The 16,234-nt window shown below is 55.7% G+C and carries 19 protein-coding genes; 12 read left to right on the top strand and 7 right to left on the bottom strand.

What is annotated here, in order from left to right:
• The first annotated feature begins 7 nt into the window (after positions 1-7).
• From Q1B21_RS04240 to Q1B21_RS04230, 3 genes are read left to right on the top strand one after another with little or no spacing between them, the layout of a single operon-like run.
• On the top strand, positions 8-1,012 hold the full coding sequence (locus Q1B21_RS04240) for an ABC transporter ATP-binding protein (RefSeq protein WP_299077054.1): 1,005 nt from the start codon (positions 8-10) through the stop codon (positions 1,010-1,012).
• Positions 1,009-1,782, top strand: coding sequence for an L-iditol 2-dehydrogenase (locus tag Q1B21_RS04235; RefSeq protein WP_299886275.1), 774 nt, complete (start codon positions 1,009-1,011; stop codon positions 1,780-1,782). The genes Q1B21_RS04240 and Q1B21_RS04235 overlap by 4 nt, the downstream gene beginning before the upstream one ends.
• Positions 1,782-3,269, top strand: coding sequence for a mannitol dehydrogenase family protein (locus Q1B21_RS04230; RefSeq protein ID WP_299886271.1), 1,488 nt, complete (start codon positions 1,782-1,784; stop codon positions 3,267-3,269). The genes Q1B21_RS04235 and Q1B21_RS04230 overlap by 1 nt, the downstream gene beginning before the upstream one ends.
• Before the next feature lie 171 nt (positions 3,270-3,440).
• On the opposite strand, the gene Q1B21_RS04225 is transcribed toward Q1B21_RS04230, so the two are convergent.
• Complete coding sequence (locus Q1B21_RS04225) at positions 3,441-3,689, bottom strand: hypothetical protein (protein WP_299077899.1); 249 nt, start codon at positions 3,687-3,689, stop codon at positions 3,441-3,443.
• 121 nt (positions 3,690-3,810) lie between these two features.
• Between Q1B21_RS04225 and Q1B21_RS04220 the strand changes: the two genes are divergently transcribed.
• From Q1B21_RS04220 to Q1B21_RS04200, 5 genes are all read left to right on the top strand, one after another.
• The gene (locus tag Q1B21_RS04220) at positions 3,811-4,518 is read left to right on the top strand and encodes a M48 family metallopeptidase (protein ID WP_299886268.1); all 708 of its coding nucleotides are present in this window, start codon (positions 3,811-3,813) and stop codon (positions 4,516-4,518) included.
• Positions 4,515-4,883 (top strand): YigZ family protein, encoded by a 369-nt coding sequence (locus Q1B21_RS04215; RefSeq protein ID WP_299886265.1) that lies wholly within the window; start codon positions 4,515-4,517, stop codon positions 4,881-4,883. The genes Q1B21_RS04220 and Q1B21_RS04215 overlap by 4 nt, the downstream gene beginning before the upstream one ends.
• A gap of 70 nt (positions 4,884-4,953) precedes the next feature.
• Positions 4,954-5,205 (top strand): DUF6455 family protein, encoded by a 252-nt coding sequence (locus Q1B21_RS04210; protein ID WP_299886262.1) that lies wholly within the window; start codon positions 4,954-4,956, stop codon positions 5,203-5,205.
• A gap of 16 nt (positions 5,206-5,221) precedes the next feature.
• Positions 5,222-5,518, top strand: a complete 297-nt coding sequence (locus tag Q1B21_RS04205; RefSeq protein ID WP_299886259.1) for a DUF6455 family protein — start codon at positions 5,222-5,224, stop codon at positions 5,516-5,518.
• Positions 5,490-5,792 (top strand): DUF6455 family protein, encoded by a 303-nt coding sequence (locus Q1B21_RS04200; RefSeq protein WP_299886256.1) that lies wholly within the window; start codon positions 5,490-5,492, stop codon positions 5,790-5,792. The genes Q1B21_RS04205 and Q1B21_RS04200 overlap by 29 nt, the downstream gene beginning before the upstream one ends.
• Here the strand turns inward: Q1B21_RS04200 and Q1B21_RS04195 are convergent.
• Positions 5,751-5,993, bottom strand: coding sequence for a CDGSH iron-sulfur domain-containing protein (locus Q1B21_RS04195; RefSeq protein ID WP_298933632.1), 243 nt, complete (start codon positions 5,991-5,993; stop codon positions 5,751-5,753). The genes Q1B21_RS04200 and Q1B21_RS04195 overlap by 42 nt on opposite strands.
• A 227-nt stretch (positions 5,994-6,220) precedes the next feature.
• On the opposite strand from Q1B21_RS04195, the gene Q1B21_RS04190 reads away from it, so the two are divergent.
• The gene (locus Q1B21_RS04190; protein WP_298933630.1) at positions 6,221-6,409 is read left to right on the top strand and encodes a hypothetical protein; all 189 of its coding nucleotides are present in this window, start codon (positions 6,221-6,223) and stop codon (positions 6,407-6,409) included.
• Positions 6,410-6,543: 134 nt separating this feature from the next.
• On the opposite strand, the gene rimO is transcribed toward Q1B21_RS04190, so the two are convergent.
• Positions 6,544-7,935: a 30S ribosomal protein S12 methylthiotransferase RimO gene (gene rimO / locus Q1B21_RS04185; protein ID WP_299886251.1), complete on the bottom strand. Its 1,392-nt coding sequence runs from the start codon at positions 7,933-7,935 to the stop codon at positions 6,544-6,546.
• Between the two features lie 96 nt (positions 7,936-8,031).
• Between rimO and Q1B21_RS04180 the strand changes: the two genes are divergently transcribed.
• Positions 8,032-9,990, top strand: coding sequence for an AsmA family protein (locus Q1B21_RS04180; RefSeq protein ID WP_299886248.1), 1,959 nt, complete (start codon positions 8,032-8,034; stop codon positions 9,988-9,990).
• 44 nt (positions 9,991-10,034) lie between these two features.
• Here Q1B21_RS04180 and Q1B21_RS04175 read toward each other — a convergent pair whose 3' ends face one another.
• Genes Q1B21_RS04175 through Q1B21_RS04160 form a run of 4 tightly spaced genes read right to left on the bottom strand, consistent with a single transcriptional unit; the run spans position 10,035 to position 14,606 of the window.
• Positions 10,035-11,531: a phosphomannomutase/phosphoglucomutase gene (locus tag Q1B21_RS04175; protein ID WP_299886246.1), complete on the bottom strand. Its 1,497-nt coding sequence runs from the start codon at positions 11,529-11,531 to the stop codon at positions 10,035-10,037.
• Between the two features lie 15 nt (positions 11,532-11,546).
• Positions 11,547-12,380: a 3-deoxy-8-phosphooctulonate synthase gene (gene kdsA / locus Q1B21_RS04170; protein WP_299886243.1), complete on the bottom strand. Its 834-nt coding sequence runs from the start codon at positions 12,378-12,380 to the stop codon at positions 11,547-11,549.
• Between the two features lie 5 nt (positions 12,381-12,385).
• On the bottom strand, positions 12,386-13,969 hold the full coding sequence (locus Q1B21_RS04165) for a capsule biosynthesis protein (RefSeq protein WP_299886240.1): 1,584 nt from the start codon (positions 13,967-13,969) through the stop codon (positions 12,386-12,388).
• The gene (locus Q1B21_RS04160; protein WP_298933621.1) at positions 13,947-14,606 is read right to left on the bottom strand and encodes an ABC transporter ATP-binding protein; all 660 of its coding nucleotides are present in this window, start codon (positions 14,604-14,606) and stop codon (positions 13,947-13,949) included. The genes Q1B21_RS04165 and Q1B21_RS04160 overlap by 23 nt, the downstream gene beginning before the upstream one ends.
• A 246-nt stretch (positions 14,607-14,852) precedes the next feature.
• On the opposite strand from Q1B21_RS04160, the gene Q1B21_RS04155 reads away from it, so the two are divergent.
• Together Q1B21_RS04155 and Q1B21_RS04150 are read left to right on the top strand one after the other, a co-directional pair.
• Positions 14,853-15,440, top strand: a complete 588-nt coding sequence (locus tag Q1B21_RS04155) for a uracil-DNA glycosylase family protein (RefSeq protein WP_299886237.1) — start codon at positions 14,853-14,855, stop codon at positions 15,438-15,440.
• Positions 15,433-16,221, top strand: coding sequence for an SseB family protein (locus Q1B21_RS04150; protein WP_299886234.1), 789 nt, complete (start codon positions 15,433-15,435; stop codon positions 16,219-16,221). The genes Q1B21_RS04155 and Q1B21_RS04150 overlap by 8 nt, the downstream gene beginning before the upstream one ends.
• The last annotated feature ends 13 nt before the right edge of the window (positions 16,222-16,234 follow it).

Raw genomic sequence — 16,234 nt, 5'->3', positions numbered from 1 at the left:
ACGACACATGGGACGTATTCAACTCAAGTCCGTGACCAAAAGCTTCGGCGACGTACAGGTCATCCCACCGCTGGATCTAACCATCGAAGATGGCGAGTTTACAGTCTTCGTCGGCCCTTCTGGCTGTGGCAAGTCCACATTGCTGCGTCTGATCGCGGGGCTTGAGGACATGACCTCAGGTTCGATGGAGATCGATGGGACGGATGCTACAGATGTGCCACCCGCGAAGCGTGGCCTCGCCATGGTGTTCCAGTCCTACGCGCTGTATCCGCATATGACCGTACGCAAGAACATCGCCTTCCCGCTGCGCATGGCCAAGTTGGAGCAGGCCGAGATCGATCGTCGTGTAGACGGCGCCGCAAGTGTTCTGAACCTGACCGACTATCTGGATCGTCGCCCCGGGCAACTGTCCGGGGGGCAGCGCCAGCGTGTTGCGATCGGACGCGCGATTGTCCGCGAACCAGCGGCTTTTCTGTTCGACGAGCCTCTGTCGAACCTGGATGCAGCCTTACGTGTTGGTATGCGGCTGGAAATCAGCGAACTGCACGAGCGTCTAGCCACCACGATGATCTACGTGACCCATGATCAGGTTGAAGCGATGACAATGGCCGACAAGATCGTGGTTCTGCATGCAGGTGTGATCGAACAAGTTGGCAGTCCGCTGGACCTGTACCGTGCGCCGCGGAACCTATTCGTCGCGGGGTTCATCGGCTCACCCAAGATGAACTTCATCGAAGGGGAAGAGGCTGCGAAGCATGGCGCTCATACGATAGGAGTGCGTCCTGAGCATATTGCGGTGTCCGACAGCGAAGGTCCCTGGTCTGGAAAGGTCAGCGTGTCCGAGCATCTGGGTTCAGATACATTCTTTCACGTGCATGAAACCGGTTTGGCCGAAACGATCACCGTAAGGGCAGATGGCGAAGTGGCCTTTAAGCACGGGGATCGCATCCATCTGACGCCGCGCTCAGACGTAATCCATCGATTTGACGCGAAAGGGCTGCGGATCGAATGACACGGTTGGCAGGTAAGACTGCGCTGATCACTGGCGCCGCGCGAGGGATCGGGCTGGCGTTCGCCAAGACCTACGTTTCTGAAGGCGCGCGCGTGGCCATTGCGGATGTCGATGTCGTTCGCGCGCGCGAGGCTGCAGCCGAGATTGGTGAGGCTGCGATGGCTGTCGAAATGAATGTCGCCGATAAGCAAAGCATTGACGCTGCAATCGCGAACACCGCTAGACAGTTTGGCGCAATCGATATCTTGGTAAATAACGCGGCCATCTTTACAGCCGCGCCATTTGTCGAAATCGACCGCGCCGACTACGACCGGGTTTTTGACATCAATGTCGCGGGTACTTTGTTCACGATGCAAGCCGTGGCGCGGCATATGATTGAACACCATGTAAAAGGCCGGATCATCAATATGGCCTCGCAGGCCGGACGCCGCGGAGAGCCCTTGGTCGCTGTCTATTGCGCAAGCAAAGCGGCTGTCATCTCGTTAACGCAGTCGGCAGGTCTGAACCTCATTTCTCATGGAATCAACGTGAATGCGATTGCACCCGGCGTTGTGGATGGTGAGCATTGGGACGGCGTGGACGCGTTCTTTGCGAAACATGAAGGTAAAGCGCCTGGTGAGAAAAAGCGCGAAGTCGCAGCGGCGGTCCCATACGGGCGCATGGGCCGCGCGGAAGATTTGACGGGCATAGCGGTGTTTCTCGCATCTGATGAGGCAAATTACATTGTGGCACAGACATACAATGTCGATGGCGGAAACTGGATGAGCTAATGGGATCTCTGGCACATGCATCTGTCCAGCTGCGGCGTGATCGACTTGCTGATCTGCCGGCATCCATCGCACGCCCGTCGTATAACCGGTCCGACTTGAAACCTGGCATTGTCCATATCGGAGTAGGGAATTTCCATCGCGCGCATCAGTCATGGTATTTGCATCGCTTAATGCAGCGGGGGGCTGCTCATGACTGGGCAATTATCGGTGCAGGTGTACGTAGCTATGACGCTGCTATGCGCGAAAAGCTCCGCCGGCAGGACTACCTTACGACACTCATTGAGCTTGATCCATCAGGCGTTTCTGCAGAAGTGGTCGGTCCAATGACGGACTACCTGCCAATTGAGGCAGGCAATGCGCCCTTGATCCGACAAATGTCTGATCCCGCGATCCGCATCGTGTCTTTGACGGTGACAGAAGGCGGGTACTTTCTGGATCCCAACACCGGCGCGTTTGATGTGCAGGATGATGATATCCGACATGACGCACAGAATCCGTCCGACCCAAGAACTGTCTTTGGTGCCATCGTTGCCGCTCTTCGTAAGCGCAGGGCGGCCGGGGTAGCCCCTTTTACCGCGCTGAGCTGTGATAACCTGCAGGGTAATGGGAGTATCCTGCGCAACTGCGTAGTGGGTTTGGCGCGCCTGTCTGACGCCGATCTGGCAAACTGGATCGATCAGCACGGGGCCTTCCCGAATTCTATGGTGGATTGCATCGTCCCGGCCACCACGGATCAGGTTGTCTCCCAGTGCAGAGAGTTGGGTATCGACGATCTTGCTCCGGTTACGCATGAAAACTTTCGCCAATGGGTGATTGAAGACGATTTCTGTGCAGGACGACCTGCTTGGGAAGATGTCGGCGTGACGATGACAAACAACGTTCATGTCTATGAGGCCATGAAGTTGAGGATTCTGAATGGGGGTCACCAGCTTCTTGCCAATGTCGGAGAAATTCTAAACATCCCGACGATATCTGATTGCATGCAAGACGCCGGTGTGCTGGAATTTTTCCGGAAAGTTCAAGTTGAAGAAATCGTACCGCATGTCGCGCCTGTATCAGGAACAAGACCTGACGAATACCTTAAGCTAGTTGAACGTCGATTTGCGAATTCTACGATTTATGACACAACCCGCCGCGTCGCCTTTGACGGGTCCTCGCGCCATCCGGGATTTTTGCTTCCCTCCCTTCGAGACGCGCTCGGAGCTGGTTCGTCTGTTACAGGACTCGCTTTGGCAGCTGCTTTTTGGGCGCGGATGTGCGTCGGCGTTCGTGAAGACGGCACAGAAATCGAAGCGAATGATCCGTTGTGGGCGGGGTTGAAGACAGCGGCTCTGGCCGCCAAAGATGATCCGCAGGCATGGGTCGGTCAGACCAACCTGTACGGCGAAACCGGGCTCGACGACCGCTTTACGCATGAGTTTTCCAACTGGTTGTCCTTGATCTGGCAAGAAGGGTGTCGGGAAGCAATCAACATCTACCTGAGATAAGGCTTTAGCGACCGCCATCAGTTTCCGGATGACCTATCACAATTCATTGCTTCTTTTTTCAGAAGCAGCAGGGCAAATTAACCTGGTCGAGATAGCACGCTTTCGGAGTGCTGGGATGTCAGATGAGACTCGCGGCAGTAACAAGGCTAAACGCGCCTGAAAAGGTATTTCTCATGACTCGTGACGTTGAGTTTCCCGAATCTGGTAAACCCCCTCTGGCAGGTCCAACGCAGCAGCCAGATCGCGGACCTGTTCGGGCGATAGGGTTATCTTATGGACTTGCTCTGTGCGCGGGTCCAATTGCTCTAAAGTTACGCACTCAGCGAAACTGTTGATCACGACATCCTCTTGCAAAGGCTTTGGGCCTTCGTCCACCAGAGTAATGACGGTCGAGTCGAATTCATGCTCAATCGAAAACATATTGGCAGAGTGCAGCCGGTTGACGCCCAATGCAAGCCGTTGTGCATTGATCTGTGAGTGGCGACCCCGCATAGGTAACGTTATGCTGGCCCAGCGGCCGGGCGCGCCCAAAGGAAATGTAATGCACCGTGTAATATTCTTCCTGTTTTTCTTGCTGTTGGCGGCTTGTGAAACAGATACTTTTCGTGTTGTGCCGGCTGAAGAATGGGATCAACCCACGTCTGGCACGCCCATCACAGCCGCGACGTTTCGCGAAGTAAGCCGCGCAGTCGGAAGCGAAGCACGAACGCAGTGTTTACGTGAGACACGAAAGCAGAATTGCGATTTCAGGATCATGGTCGACGTGAACCCGCGCGCGCCTGCTAACGCCTTTCAAACCTTGGACGAAAACAACCAACCCGTGATCATTTTTACACGCTCAATGATCCGTTCCGCACAAAACGAAGATGAGTTGGCTTTTGTCATGGGGCACGAAGCGGCGCACCATGTTTTGGGTCACATTGCTCGGCAGTCTAAAAATGCCAGCGACGCGGCAACGAAGTTCGGTGATCAAGAACGACAGCGAGGTGGAAGCGATGCAGAAATCGAAGAGGCGCAGAAGCTGGGCGCCAAGGTTGGCGTCCAAGCCTATGTGAAGGAATTCGAGCTGGAAGCAGACGAACTGGGAACGGTTATTACGTATAAGGCGGGGTACAACCCTTTGATTGGGGCTGAGTTCTTTGACCGCATTCCGGACCCGGGCGATCGGTTTCTTGGATCGCACCCGCCCAATGCGCAACGGGTTCAGAGGGTGCTTGAGACATCCCAAAAACTCGGCTTAACGCAATGACCGACTTGGTCAGGCTTGGGGTGGTCCTGACGGATAGGGGATCGAAATACGCGGTCTCGGGAGCGCGTGTTGCGTCCAGAGCCGAAATCGATGCCGTTTTGAATGAGCTGAAGTCAGACAAGACCTATGCGAAAGCCACGCACAATACCTGGGCCGCGACACTGCCGACCGGGGCATTGAAAGCGGATGATGGCGAAGGCGGTGCCGGGATGGTGATCCTTCGAATGATGCAACGGGCCGGTCTTGAGAACCATGTGATCATTGTCACCCGTTGGTATGGCGGCAAAAAGCTGGGTGGAGACCGGTTTCGCAGGGTGCAGGACGCAATACGCACCTATCTCGACCAGATCGATGTCGCACATTGACCTGTGTCAAAGGTTTCAGTTTAGGCAGGCGGTATTCTTTGGGCAATTCGCATTAGGGAAAGGACCCAGCATGCCCAGCCGAGAGACCTTGCGACTGCACGCCGGACTGGTGGACGAGATGGCAAAAATGCTCGACGTTGATCTGGAAGAGGCCGCCATTGGCGGTTCCGTTTCTATCGATCAAATCTCTGACGCTGTTGTGCGGTGCACAGAATGCCCAAACCCTGCGCACTGCCAGAGCACGATAAGTGATACGGCTTTTCTGAACCACACGCCCGAGTATTGTCGCAACAGGGATCTTCTTCACAAGCTGATGTCTTAGCTCAGGAGAGGGTTAAATGTCGCGATTGGGGGAGATCATGACCCATCTCCGGCTTGTGTTGCGAATGGCTCAGGTAACCGGAACAGATATTGTGTCGGCCCATCAGCATGGGCACCTGAGCCAAGACAATTGGGCTGACATGGTCCAGTTATGCCGCGGTTGTGCGTGGGCGCGTGACTGCCCGGATTGGTTGGATCGTTACCGCTCTGATGCAAAGGTCCCCGCGCATTGTCTAAACCGGGAACGGTTTGCAGTGTTGCAAGTCAAACTGTTACGAGGGTCTGATGTCGCAAGATCTACTCGGGGAAATTGACAAGCACTTCTGGCTTACGCGATCTGCCGCCCGTTGCGTGGGTATTTCGTTGACCGAGGCTTTGGCCGATGGACAGCTGTCGCCTGAAGGCTACGCTGAGTTAATCACGCGTTGTCGGACGTGCCCCAGCAGTCGGCGCTGCGAGGTTTGGCTGGCGACGCAACAGGAATGGGCGGAAGCGGTGCCCGACTTTTGCGCCAACGCAAGTGCTCTGAATGCGTTGAACGGTGGGTTAAAGGCCCGAATGGGACCCGTCGCAAAGCGGTGGCTTTGAAGTCTGCTTACATCCGCAGAAGAACAATTTTTTGCTGGCATCGGCTGTGTATTTCACAGGTTCCAAATCTGTCCCCTTGTGAGATCCATCACAAAACGGTTGGCGCTTGGACCGGCCGCATGCACACCAAAAATAACTTTTCCCTTCGGTCACCTCGACTGGGAATGGTGATTTCTGGGCTACGATTCGCGGTTCAGACATGTGGCTCCTCCGATTTCGGCTGATGTCGTCAAATCAGTTTAAAGCAACAAGGCAAAAAAGACAGCGACGCGCATTTTCCTGCGATAATCCCCGCTGTCCAAGCGTGGTTCCGCCAGCGATCACGGCCAAGTGATCGATTCTGTTGCCAGATTGTCGTTCACCCCGTATTCTGGTTGCGGCCCCGAAAAATTGGGCAATATCAGAAAAGTAATAGAGGACTGATGGACATGAAACTCAAATTTGCTGCTGTTGGCGCATTTGCCCTGATCCTGACCGCGTGCGCGCAGCAGGAAGAACCGACACCGGTTTACACCCAGCCCAGCTATGACAAGTCCGGCTCACCCAGCTGCCCAGGCGGGTATGATCTGGCGACAACCGAAGCAGGCCAAACCGTCTGTAACCCAGTTGGTCAGTAAATTATTCGCAGACGGTCCCAATTTGGGGCCGTCTGCATTCTTTTGACCGTCGTGCCGCCTTCAGGGCGGTTTCTTTATGCTTAGATGTTCAACGGGCGGATTTACGCCGACCCGAGATTAGGCTCAAAGGCAGTTCAGGGCCTTAGACGACCCCAGAGGTCATATTCCCCTGCTTCATCCACCTCAACCGTCGCAATGTCCCCGGGTTTGAGGTCTTCGTAACTGTCATCAATGAACAGGTTCCCATCAATCTCTGGTGCATCGGCTTTGGTCCGGCAAGTCGCTGCCTCATCGTCGACTTCATCCACGATCACATCTATGGTCTGGCCAACTTTAGCCTGCAGTTTGGCTTCGGAAATTGTCTGGGCTTTTTCCATAAAACGTTCCCAGCGGTCTTGCTTGATCTCGGCGGGCACGTGATCCGGCAGATCTTTGGATCTTGCGCCTTCGACATTTTCATACTGAAAACACCCGACGCGATCCAATTGCGCCTCATCCATCCAATCCAGCAGCGTCTGGAATTCATCGTCGGTCTCCCCCGGGTATCCGACGATGAAGGTTGAACGCAGTGTGATGTCGGGGCAAATGCCCCGCCACGCCTGAACTTCTTCCAGGGTCTTTGCGGCGGCGGCCGGTCGGGCCATACGCCTCAGGACATCCGGGTGGGCGTGCTGGAACGGGATGTCCAGATATGGCAATATGTTGCACCCTGCGTCCGCCATCAGCGGGATCAGATCACGGACATGCGGGTAGGGATAGACGTAGTGCAGTCGAACCCACGCATCAAGCTGCCCCAACTCGCGGGCTAGGTCAGTAATATGGCTACGAACCTCGCGGTCTTTCCATGGGTTCACATCGTATTTGCGGTCCAAACCGTAGGCCGATGTATCTTGGGAAATCACCAACAGTTCGCGCACGCCATTGTCGACCAGCTTTTCCGCCTCGCGCAGCACCGCGTGAGCAGGGCGGCTGGCCAGTTTTCCGCGCATGTCGGGAATGATGCAGAATTTGCACTTGTGGTTACAGCCCTCGGATATCTTGAGATAGCTGTAGTGGCGTGGGGTCAACTGAACGCTGCGGGCGGGTAGCAAATCGACAAAGGGGTTTGGGTCAGCTGGCACGGCGGAATGCACGGCATCCAGAACCTGTTCGTATTGATGGGGCCCGGTTACGGCCATGATGCGCGGATGATGCGCGCGGATATAGTTCGGTTCGGCCCCCAAACATCCAGTGACAATGACCTTGCCGTTTTCAACCAAAGCTTCGCCAATTGCGTCCAGAGACTCGGCCTTGGCGCTGTCGAGGAACCCGCACGTGTTCACAATCACGGCATCGGCTCCCGCATAGTCGGGCGAAATCCCATATCCTTCGGCACGCAGCCGGGTCAGGATACGTTCGCTATCGACCAAAGCCTTTGGGCATCCCAGCGAAACCATCCCGATTGTCGGTTGGTTGCTGCGGGGCGTCTCGGTGATCCGGGCGGCTGGCGCCAGGTCGGGGCGGAGGTTTGGTGGGTTCGTGGTCATTGCGCGGCGTATAGTGGGGAAAGCTTCCCCTTGCAAATGCCGCGCGTCGTTTGAATGATCGTAACGAAGGAAAGCCAAAAAGGCGGAGAGCAGAAAATGAAATGGCTGATACGCATTCTGTTTATTCTGGTGGTGGCGTTTGGGCTGGTCATAGGCGCATTACTTTTGATGCCGGGCGACAAGCTGGCCGCGATTCTGTCTGAACAGGTTCGGGCCCAGACCGGGCGTGAATTGACACTTTCCGGTGATGTTAACCTGTCATTCTGGCCCATTCTGGGAATGGAGACTGGGCCGGTGACATTCGGCAATGCCAGCTGGGCCGGGCCAGACCCCATGTTGAGCGCCGAGAGCCTTTCCGTTGGCGTCGACGCTGCGGGCTTGATCAAGGGTGACCTGCGGATTAAGCGTGTTTTCGCCAACAATCCAGTGCTGCGGCTTGAGCTGTCTGATGGGCGCGGCAATTGGGAGCTCAGCGCTCCGGCACAGTCCACGTCTACGGGGACTACCCCGGCAAGCTCTGCCACGGCAGAAGCGCCCGGTGCGGTTACTCTGGACGGCCTCGAACTGACAAACGCGCGCCTTGTCTATGTTGAGAACGGTGCGGTTGCACTGGACTTTGCCCAGGTCAATCTGTCCGCCAGCTGGCCGGACGTCACAGCACCTATGGTGATGGAGGCTGATATGGCCGTGCCTGGAGGTACAGTACAGGTCGATCTGAAGATCCCGGATTTGCCCGCCTTTGCATCCGGCACCGTGACCCCGCTGGATTTGGCGTTGAAAGCTCCAGGTGGCGAAATTGGTTTCGATGGGCGCGTGAATCTTATTGGTGAAATGGACGGCAAAGTTCAAATTATCACAAAGGACACCGAAAAGATGCTGGCGGCGTTTGGCCAATCCGGAGTCGCAGTTCCATTCGGTCTGGGGCGAGCGGCAGATGTTTCCGGCCAGATGACCTATACCCGAGACGGACGTATTTCATTGCGCGACATGGTGGCGAAGCTGGATGCTAATATGTTTACCGGAGAAGCCGATATGACGATCGCTGATCCACCTCAGATCACCGCGCGCCTGGACGCCGGCAATCTTGATTTGTCGAATTTTGCCGAAAGCGAAGGCGGTTCTGGACAAGGGTCAGGTCAGGCGCCTGCGGTCGATGAAGGATGGTCAAAAGACCGGATTGATGCGTCGGCGCTGTCCTTGGCCAATGGTAAGATTCGGCTTACGGCCAAGTCGATCGCGGTGCCGGGCATGACCCTTGGCCCCAGTGACCTCACGCTGAGTCTGGATCGGTCGCGGGCGGTGCTGCAAATGCACCCGGCCACTTTGTTTTCCGGTCAATTGAACGGTCAGGTCGTCGCCAATAACCGCAACGGGCTGTCGGTTGGGGGAAACTTGCAGGTCAGCGGGATCGATGTTCAGCAAGCGCTGACGACTTTGGGCGGGATCGAACGCCTTTCGGGAACAGGCGCGGGCGCATTTGAATTTCTGGGTGTCGGCCAGACTGAGGACCAGATCATGCGCTCGCTCAGTGGCAAGGGAAATGTAGAGATCGGCAATGGCGTGATCTCGGGATTTGATCTTGACCGTTTAATGGGGCGCGGCACCGGGTCGGGCGGCACAACAGTGTTCAACAGCTTGACTGCCAGCTACGTCATGGACAGCGGTGTGCTGACCAACAACGATTTGCTGATGACCCTGAAAAACTTCCGTGCGGATGGTGAGGGTATCGTCGATCTGGGTGCGCGCAGCATCGACTATTTGTTCACACCGGTTGCATTGCGCGCGAACTCGGGCGCGGGGATTTCAGTTCCGGTTCGCATCGTAGGGCCATGGAGCGATCCTTCGATCAAGCCAGACCTGACCAAGGTCATCGAGGCTGCGGCGGATGTGAAGGTGAAAGAACTGGAAGACGACGCCAAGCAAAAGGTCTTTGACAAGGTCGGCGATGAGTTGAACACAACAATCACGGATAGCGACCAGATAGAAGACGCCGTCAAAAACAAACTTGAAGAGGAGGCGAAGAAAGGCCTGCTGAAACTTTTTGGTGCCGATTGAAACGCATCGGCATCAGAGTTGGGGCGCGTTGAGCGCCCCGAAACTCAGATCGTCTGGTCGTAGTCACCGACATCAGGTTCGGTTCTGATGACCGCGTCAATATCGGCAAAGATCGCACGCATTTCTTCTTCGCTTTCGCTGCTTTCGCAAACCACAACCAGATTTGGCGTATTTGACGATGCCCGCACCAGACCCCAGCTGCCATTGTCCAGAATGACCCGCGCCCCGTTGACCGTAACAACTTCCTTGATCGCACGGCCTGCGAAACTGTCACCCGCGTCGGCCTTGTCGACCAACTTGTCGACCAGCCGCTGAAGGATGTCATATTTCTTGGTGTCGGCAGCATAAGGCGACATCGTGGGGGTGGACCAAGTCTTGGGCAGTGCTTTGCGCAGATCGGACATGCTTTGATCCGGATTGCGATCCATCAATTTGCAAATCTCGACCGCAACGCGCATCCCGCAGTCGTAACCACGCCCAATTGGCTCGGCCAGAAAATAGTGTCCGGACTTCTCAAACCCTGCGAGAGCGCCGATTTCCTTCACCCGCCGTTTCATATGGCTGTGGCCGGTTTTCCAATAATCCGCCTTTACGCCGAGGGCCTGCAATTCGGGATCACTGGCAAACAGACCGGTGGATTTCACATCTGCGACGAAGGTCGAGCCTGGGTGAAGTTTGGCCAGATCACGCGCCATGATGACGCCGACCTTGTCGGCAAAGATTTCCTCGCCCTGATCATCCACAACGCCGCAGCGGTCGCCATCTCCGTCAAACCCCAGCGCAAAATCGGCACCACTGGATTTCACGGAATCAGCCATGTCGTGCAACATCTCCATGGCTTCGGGGTTTGGATTATAATGAGGGAAGGTGTAGTCTAGGGCGTTGTGGCTGGGAACAATCTCAACACCGATCCGCTCGAATATCTCGGGGGCAAAGGCCGAGGCCGTCCCATTACCCGTCGCACAGACAACCTTGAGCGGGCGGGACATTTTGAAATCGCCGACCAAATCGTCGATATATGCCTCTTTCACGCCATCAACGAATTCATACGATCCGCCGGCGTGGCCGGAACCTTCACCGTTCAGGACGATGTCGCGCAGTTCCGACATCTCGTCCGGGCCGTGGGTGAGGGGGCGCTCAAAGCCCATCTTTACCCCAGTCCAACCGTTGGGGTTGTGGCTGGCCGTGACCATGGCCACTGCGGGCACATCCAGATGAAACTGCGCGAAATACGCCATCGGACTTAGCGCGGGGCCGATGTCCATCACTTTGATGCCAGCCTGCATCAACCCGAGGATCAGCGCGTTCTTAATGGCCAGTGAGTAGTCGCGATAGTCATTGCCAACAGCGATAACGGGTTCGATGCCTCGCCTGCGTATCTGTGTTCCAAGACCCGCACCAAGGGCTGTCATGCCCGGCAGGTTGATCTCTTCTGGATACTTCCAACGCGCGTCGTACTCCCGGAATCCGGTTGGTTTGATCATCGCGTCGCGCAGAAAGCTCCAGGTGTTTGGTGTCACCTCGGGGATCGGTTTGGTCATGACAAGTCTCAATCGTTAAATCTGAATAGGATTAGCTTTGGCCAGCGCATCAAAGCGCATCAATGTGTCAATAAGTTGAGGCATTTGGTCCAGCGGGATCATGTTAGGACCATCCGAAGGCGCCGTATCCGGGTCCTGATGGGTTTCAATAAACACAGCGCCAACCCCTAGGGACACGGCAGCTCGGGCCATGACCGGTGCGAATTCCCTTTGCCCGCCAGACGAGCCGCCCATCCCACCAGGCTGCTGCACCGAATGGGTTGCATCCATAACGACCGGGTATCCTGTTTGAGCCATCTGGGGTAGCGCTCGCATATCAGCCACCAAAGTGTTGTAGCCGAACGACGTGCCGCGTTCAGTCAGCAGGATGTTGTAATTTCCGGTGCTTTCAACCTTGTCGACGATGTTCTGCATCTCCCACGGTGCTAGAAACTGACCCTTTTTTACGTTCACTGCTTTGCCTGTTTCACCAGCTGCCAGAAGCATATCGGTCTGACGGCACAGGAAGGCAGGGATTTGCAGAACGTCGACCGCCTCGGCCGCGATGGCGCATTGTGCTTCGGTATGGACATCGGTCAGGACAGGGATGCCCATTGTTTTGCGGATATCGTCCAGAACCTTAAGCCCACCGTCGATCCCCATGCCGCGTTTGCCAGACAGCGACGTGCGGTTGGCCTTGTCGTAGGAGGCTTTGAATACATACCGCGCCCGGGCAGCATCACAGGCTTCTTTCATTTTGCCCGCAATCATTTGGGCGTGGTCTGCTGTCTCAAGCTGGCAGGGGCCGGCGATGATGGTCAGCGGAAGATCGTTGCCGACCGTCAGGTCGGAGATTTTTACATGTTTCATTTGTCTTACGAGGATACCTGTTCACGAAGGACCGACGCGGTAAGCGAGATCATCAGGTAGATACCAGCAAACAACAGGAAAGCCAAAATCGTATTTTCGAACTTGCGCGGATAACTGGGTTCCTGGCTTGGGACGGGGTTTACCGACACCGTCAGATAACGCACCTTCCGGTTCGCTTCTGTTCTGGTGGCTTCCATTTGCTGCATTGCCGTTTGCAGCATCATATCCCGTGCCACCAGATCAGCCTGAGCCATCTGGATTCGAACACTCAATCGCGCGAGCGAGTTTTCGCCGGCAGAGGCGTCCAACATCTCTGCGTTCAATTCTTCAAGCACTTTCTCCAACCGGGTAATGTCGGCGCTGACCCCGTCGACCTTGGCCTTGTTGGGCCGTAAATTGTCGAGCAAAGCGGCTAACTCAAGTTCTTTGTCTTGCAGGAGGATTTCAAGCTCGTTGATACGGCCACGCAATCCGGCGATTACGTTTTCCGGGTCCAGAACGGCGCCCTGAAGTTGCAGCTCGATCAAGTCTTCTTGCGCCAACCTGCGTGATTCTTGTGCCGCCTCAAAACTCTGACGGGCTTCGCGCATCTGGTCTTCGCGTTTTTTCCCCGACAGTGTATTCACCCGATCCTCGGCGTAAGAGATCAGACGCTCAGAAAACTCGGTGGATGTCTGCGCGTCTGGGGCCGCGACTTCCATTCGGATGATCCCGTCCGTTGGATCATAGCCGATCGTAATCATCCGAGTGTAAAGCTTGTACGCGTCTTCCAGTGTCGCATTTGCCTCCAATCTCTGGATTGGGTCGATCCAGTCCTGCTTAAAGACATCGGCAAAACCAGCGTCACGATCCAGCAGCAGCATGGCCTCTTTGGATTCCAGGAAATCCTGAACCGATATGGAATCCTGCGCCGTTGCAAATTGTGTGCCGGACAGCAAACCGCCGATCGAGCCCGCCGCGCCATCGGCCTGCAGTATCGAAAAAGACGAGTCACTGGCGTACATGGGCGTCGCTACACGGTAGAAATAGTAGCCAACGACAAATGTCGGTAAGATCACGAAAGCCGCCAACCGTGCAAAAAGCGCGAACAGTTTGCGCCGCCGCCGCCGTGCAATGTCTTTTTGAATTTCACCAATTTCAAAGTTGCGGCGCTCAGACGGGCTCAGTTCCGGACCGGGCAGGTTTTGAGGTCCTTCACGAACCGTCTGCGGCAATTGAATTTGGATCTTGTCTTTCGGCTTGGCCTTCTTGTCGTCATTGGGTTTTGACACGGATGCCAGATCAAGCAGATTTGTGCGCTCAAACGGATCAATACCCTTTTTGCGCAACAAACGTACAGCGTCATAGTCTGATGTCGCGGCCAACCCGTTTTTCTGGGCCAGTCGTCGCGCGATGCGCAGTTGACGGCCCGTCAAACCTTCGCGCTTGATTTCGTCCAGCTCTGTTCCGGGTTGCGGTTCGTTCACGGCGGCGGGGGATTGTGTTGCGTTGCGGATGCGCGAAATCGCATCCGACCGCGCATCGGCCGTACCCTCGCCCTGACCTTTGCGGCGCCAGTTGTATTTCTTAACCTTGGGTTTCGTAGTCATATAACTGCTTTGCCTCTTCCAAGGTCTCAAACATGTAGAGCTGCCCGTCCAGCAGAACGGCGGCTTGCTGCGCAAATTTTTCCAGGATCGATGGGCTGTGCGACACAATCACGATGGTCGTCGTACGCAGTCTTTCCTGCAAAATCGCACCTGCTTTTTTGTTGAACTCAACGTCGGTCGTTGATGGCATCCCCTCGTCAATCAGGTACATGTCGAAATCCAGTGCCAGCATCAGGGAAAACGTAAACCTTGCGCGCATTCCCGAAGAATAGGTCGCAAGCGGTTGGTTGAAGTACTCTCCTAGACCGCACAGCCAACTGCAATATGCTTCGACGTAATCGGGGTCCATTCCGTAGATCTTGGCGATGTATCGTGCGTTTTCGAGTGCAGACATCTTGCCGGACACGCCGCCCGTGAAACCCATCGGGAACGATACCCTGCACTCGCGCCGTATCACTCCTTCATCGGGCTTCTCCAAGCCAGCCATCATATTGATTAGAGTGGTTTTTCCAGTCCCGTTTGGGGCCAGAATGCCAATAGATTTCCCCAGTTCAATCCGGAATGAGACCTGATCCAGGATCACCTTGCGGCTTGTCCCGGTCCAGAAGGATTTGCTGACATTTTCGAATTCTAGCATTCGCGGCCTGCTGCTCATTCCGTTTGTTTGTCGCTCTTGTAGGGTGGCGATGAAACGTGTTTCCTAGTGTCTCATGTTGGCTACATTATGTCGAATTATGAAACAAATGATCAATGTATACCAACAGTGGCGGGGATCACGTGATGTTTGGTTGCTGCTTAGGGCGGAGCGTTAGATCATGTTTCGACGATAAAATCTTTTTGTGCGGATGTGCATAGAAACCAGCTGGGGACGCTTTGCAGTCAAATGAAAAGCTTGGCAGACGAAATCAACGCATGCCGGATTTGCGCTGACACATTTGCGCAAACGGAAACAGCGCATGAGCCGCGCCCGGTCGTGTGGTTTCAGCCGGGAACTCCTATTCTGATTGCCGGTCAGGCACCCGGCGCCCGCGTTCATGAATCGGGGCGACCTTTCACTGATCCGTCAGGGGACCGTTTGCGCGACTGGTTGGGGATAGATCAGACAGTATTTTATGACCGGGCGCGTGTTTCCATCGTGCCGATGGCGTTCTGTTTCCCAGGCTATGACGCGCGGAAGGCGGATTTGCCGCCGCCTGCCATTTGTAGCTCTACCTGGCATGATCGGGTGATGCGGGCGTTGGGACAGGTTCCCTTGACCGTGCTGGTCGGAGGGCATGCGCATAAATACCATCTCGGCGTGCGCAGTTCGGTGACTGAAACGGTTCGAAATTGGCAGGACTATGCGCCGCAGGTCTTTGCCTTGCCTCATCCGTCGTGGCGCAATACGGCATGGCTGAAAAAAAACCCATGGTTCGAGGCTGATCTGCTGCCGGTCTTGCGCGCTAGGGTTCAAGAGGTGTTGAATGACTGAGACCACGGCGTTGGACGCCGCCCATGCCGAGATGCAGGCTGCCCCGCAGGATGATGCCAGCAGGCTTAAGTTTTTTGAACGGTTGTCGGATAGCGAGCTGTTCCTGATGCTGACCGAAGAAGCGCGGGATGAAAACATCTCGCCCGAAGTGTTTGATGTTGCGGATGGGCGTTTCGTGCTGGGTTTTGACCGCGAGGAACGATTGGCGCAATTCGCGGGTCGTCCCGTACCCTATGTGGCGTTGTCTGGCCGGGTATTGTCGTCAATGTTGGCAGGGCAGGGGATCGGCATGGGGCTAAACCTCGAAACCGCCCCCTCGTCGATGTTGATCCCGGCAGAGGCGCTGGGCTGGTTGGCAACAACGTTGCAGCACACCCCTGAGGAAGTGCAGGAAAAACTGGCAGAGTTTTTGCCGCCATCTGGCCTGCCGGACAAGTTGTTGACTGCATTGGACGCCAAGCTGGCGACGGCCGGAGGATTTGCCCACGCGGCTTACTTGGTGGCAACAAAATCTGACGGTGGGGCGATGGGGCATCTACTGGGATTTGTTGGCGCAATTGAAGGCGCAGAAACCGCGCTGGCCAAGGCAGCCTCCGAAGCACTGACATTTTCAGGAATAGAAGCGGGCGCAATGGATGTCGGGTTTTTTGCACCCGAAGACGCGGCGGCGGCACTGCTGGCAAAAACGGGTTTAAGATTTGATCTACCGCAGCCGGAAGTGGCTAATCCGGTGCGACAGGTCCCAGGCAGCAATCCCGACAAACCGCCGATCCTGAAGTAACCAAGCTGTAGGG

It is taken from the genome of uncultured Ruegeria sp. (assembly GCF_947504215.1).
Taxonomy (GTDB): Bacteria; Pseudomonadota; Alphaproteobacteria; order Rhodobacterales; family Rhodobacteraceae; genus Ruegeria.
Note: the sequence above shows the minus strand (reverse complement) of the source record. Positions and strands in the feature narration are given on the sequence as shown.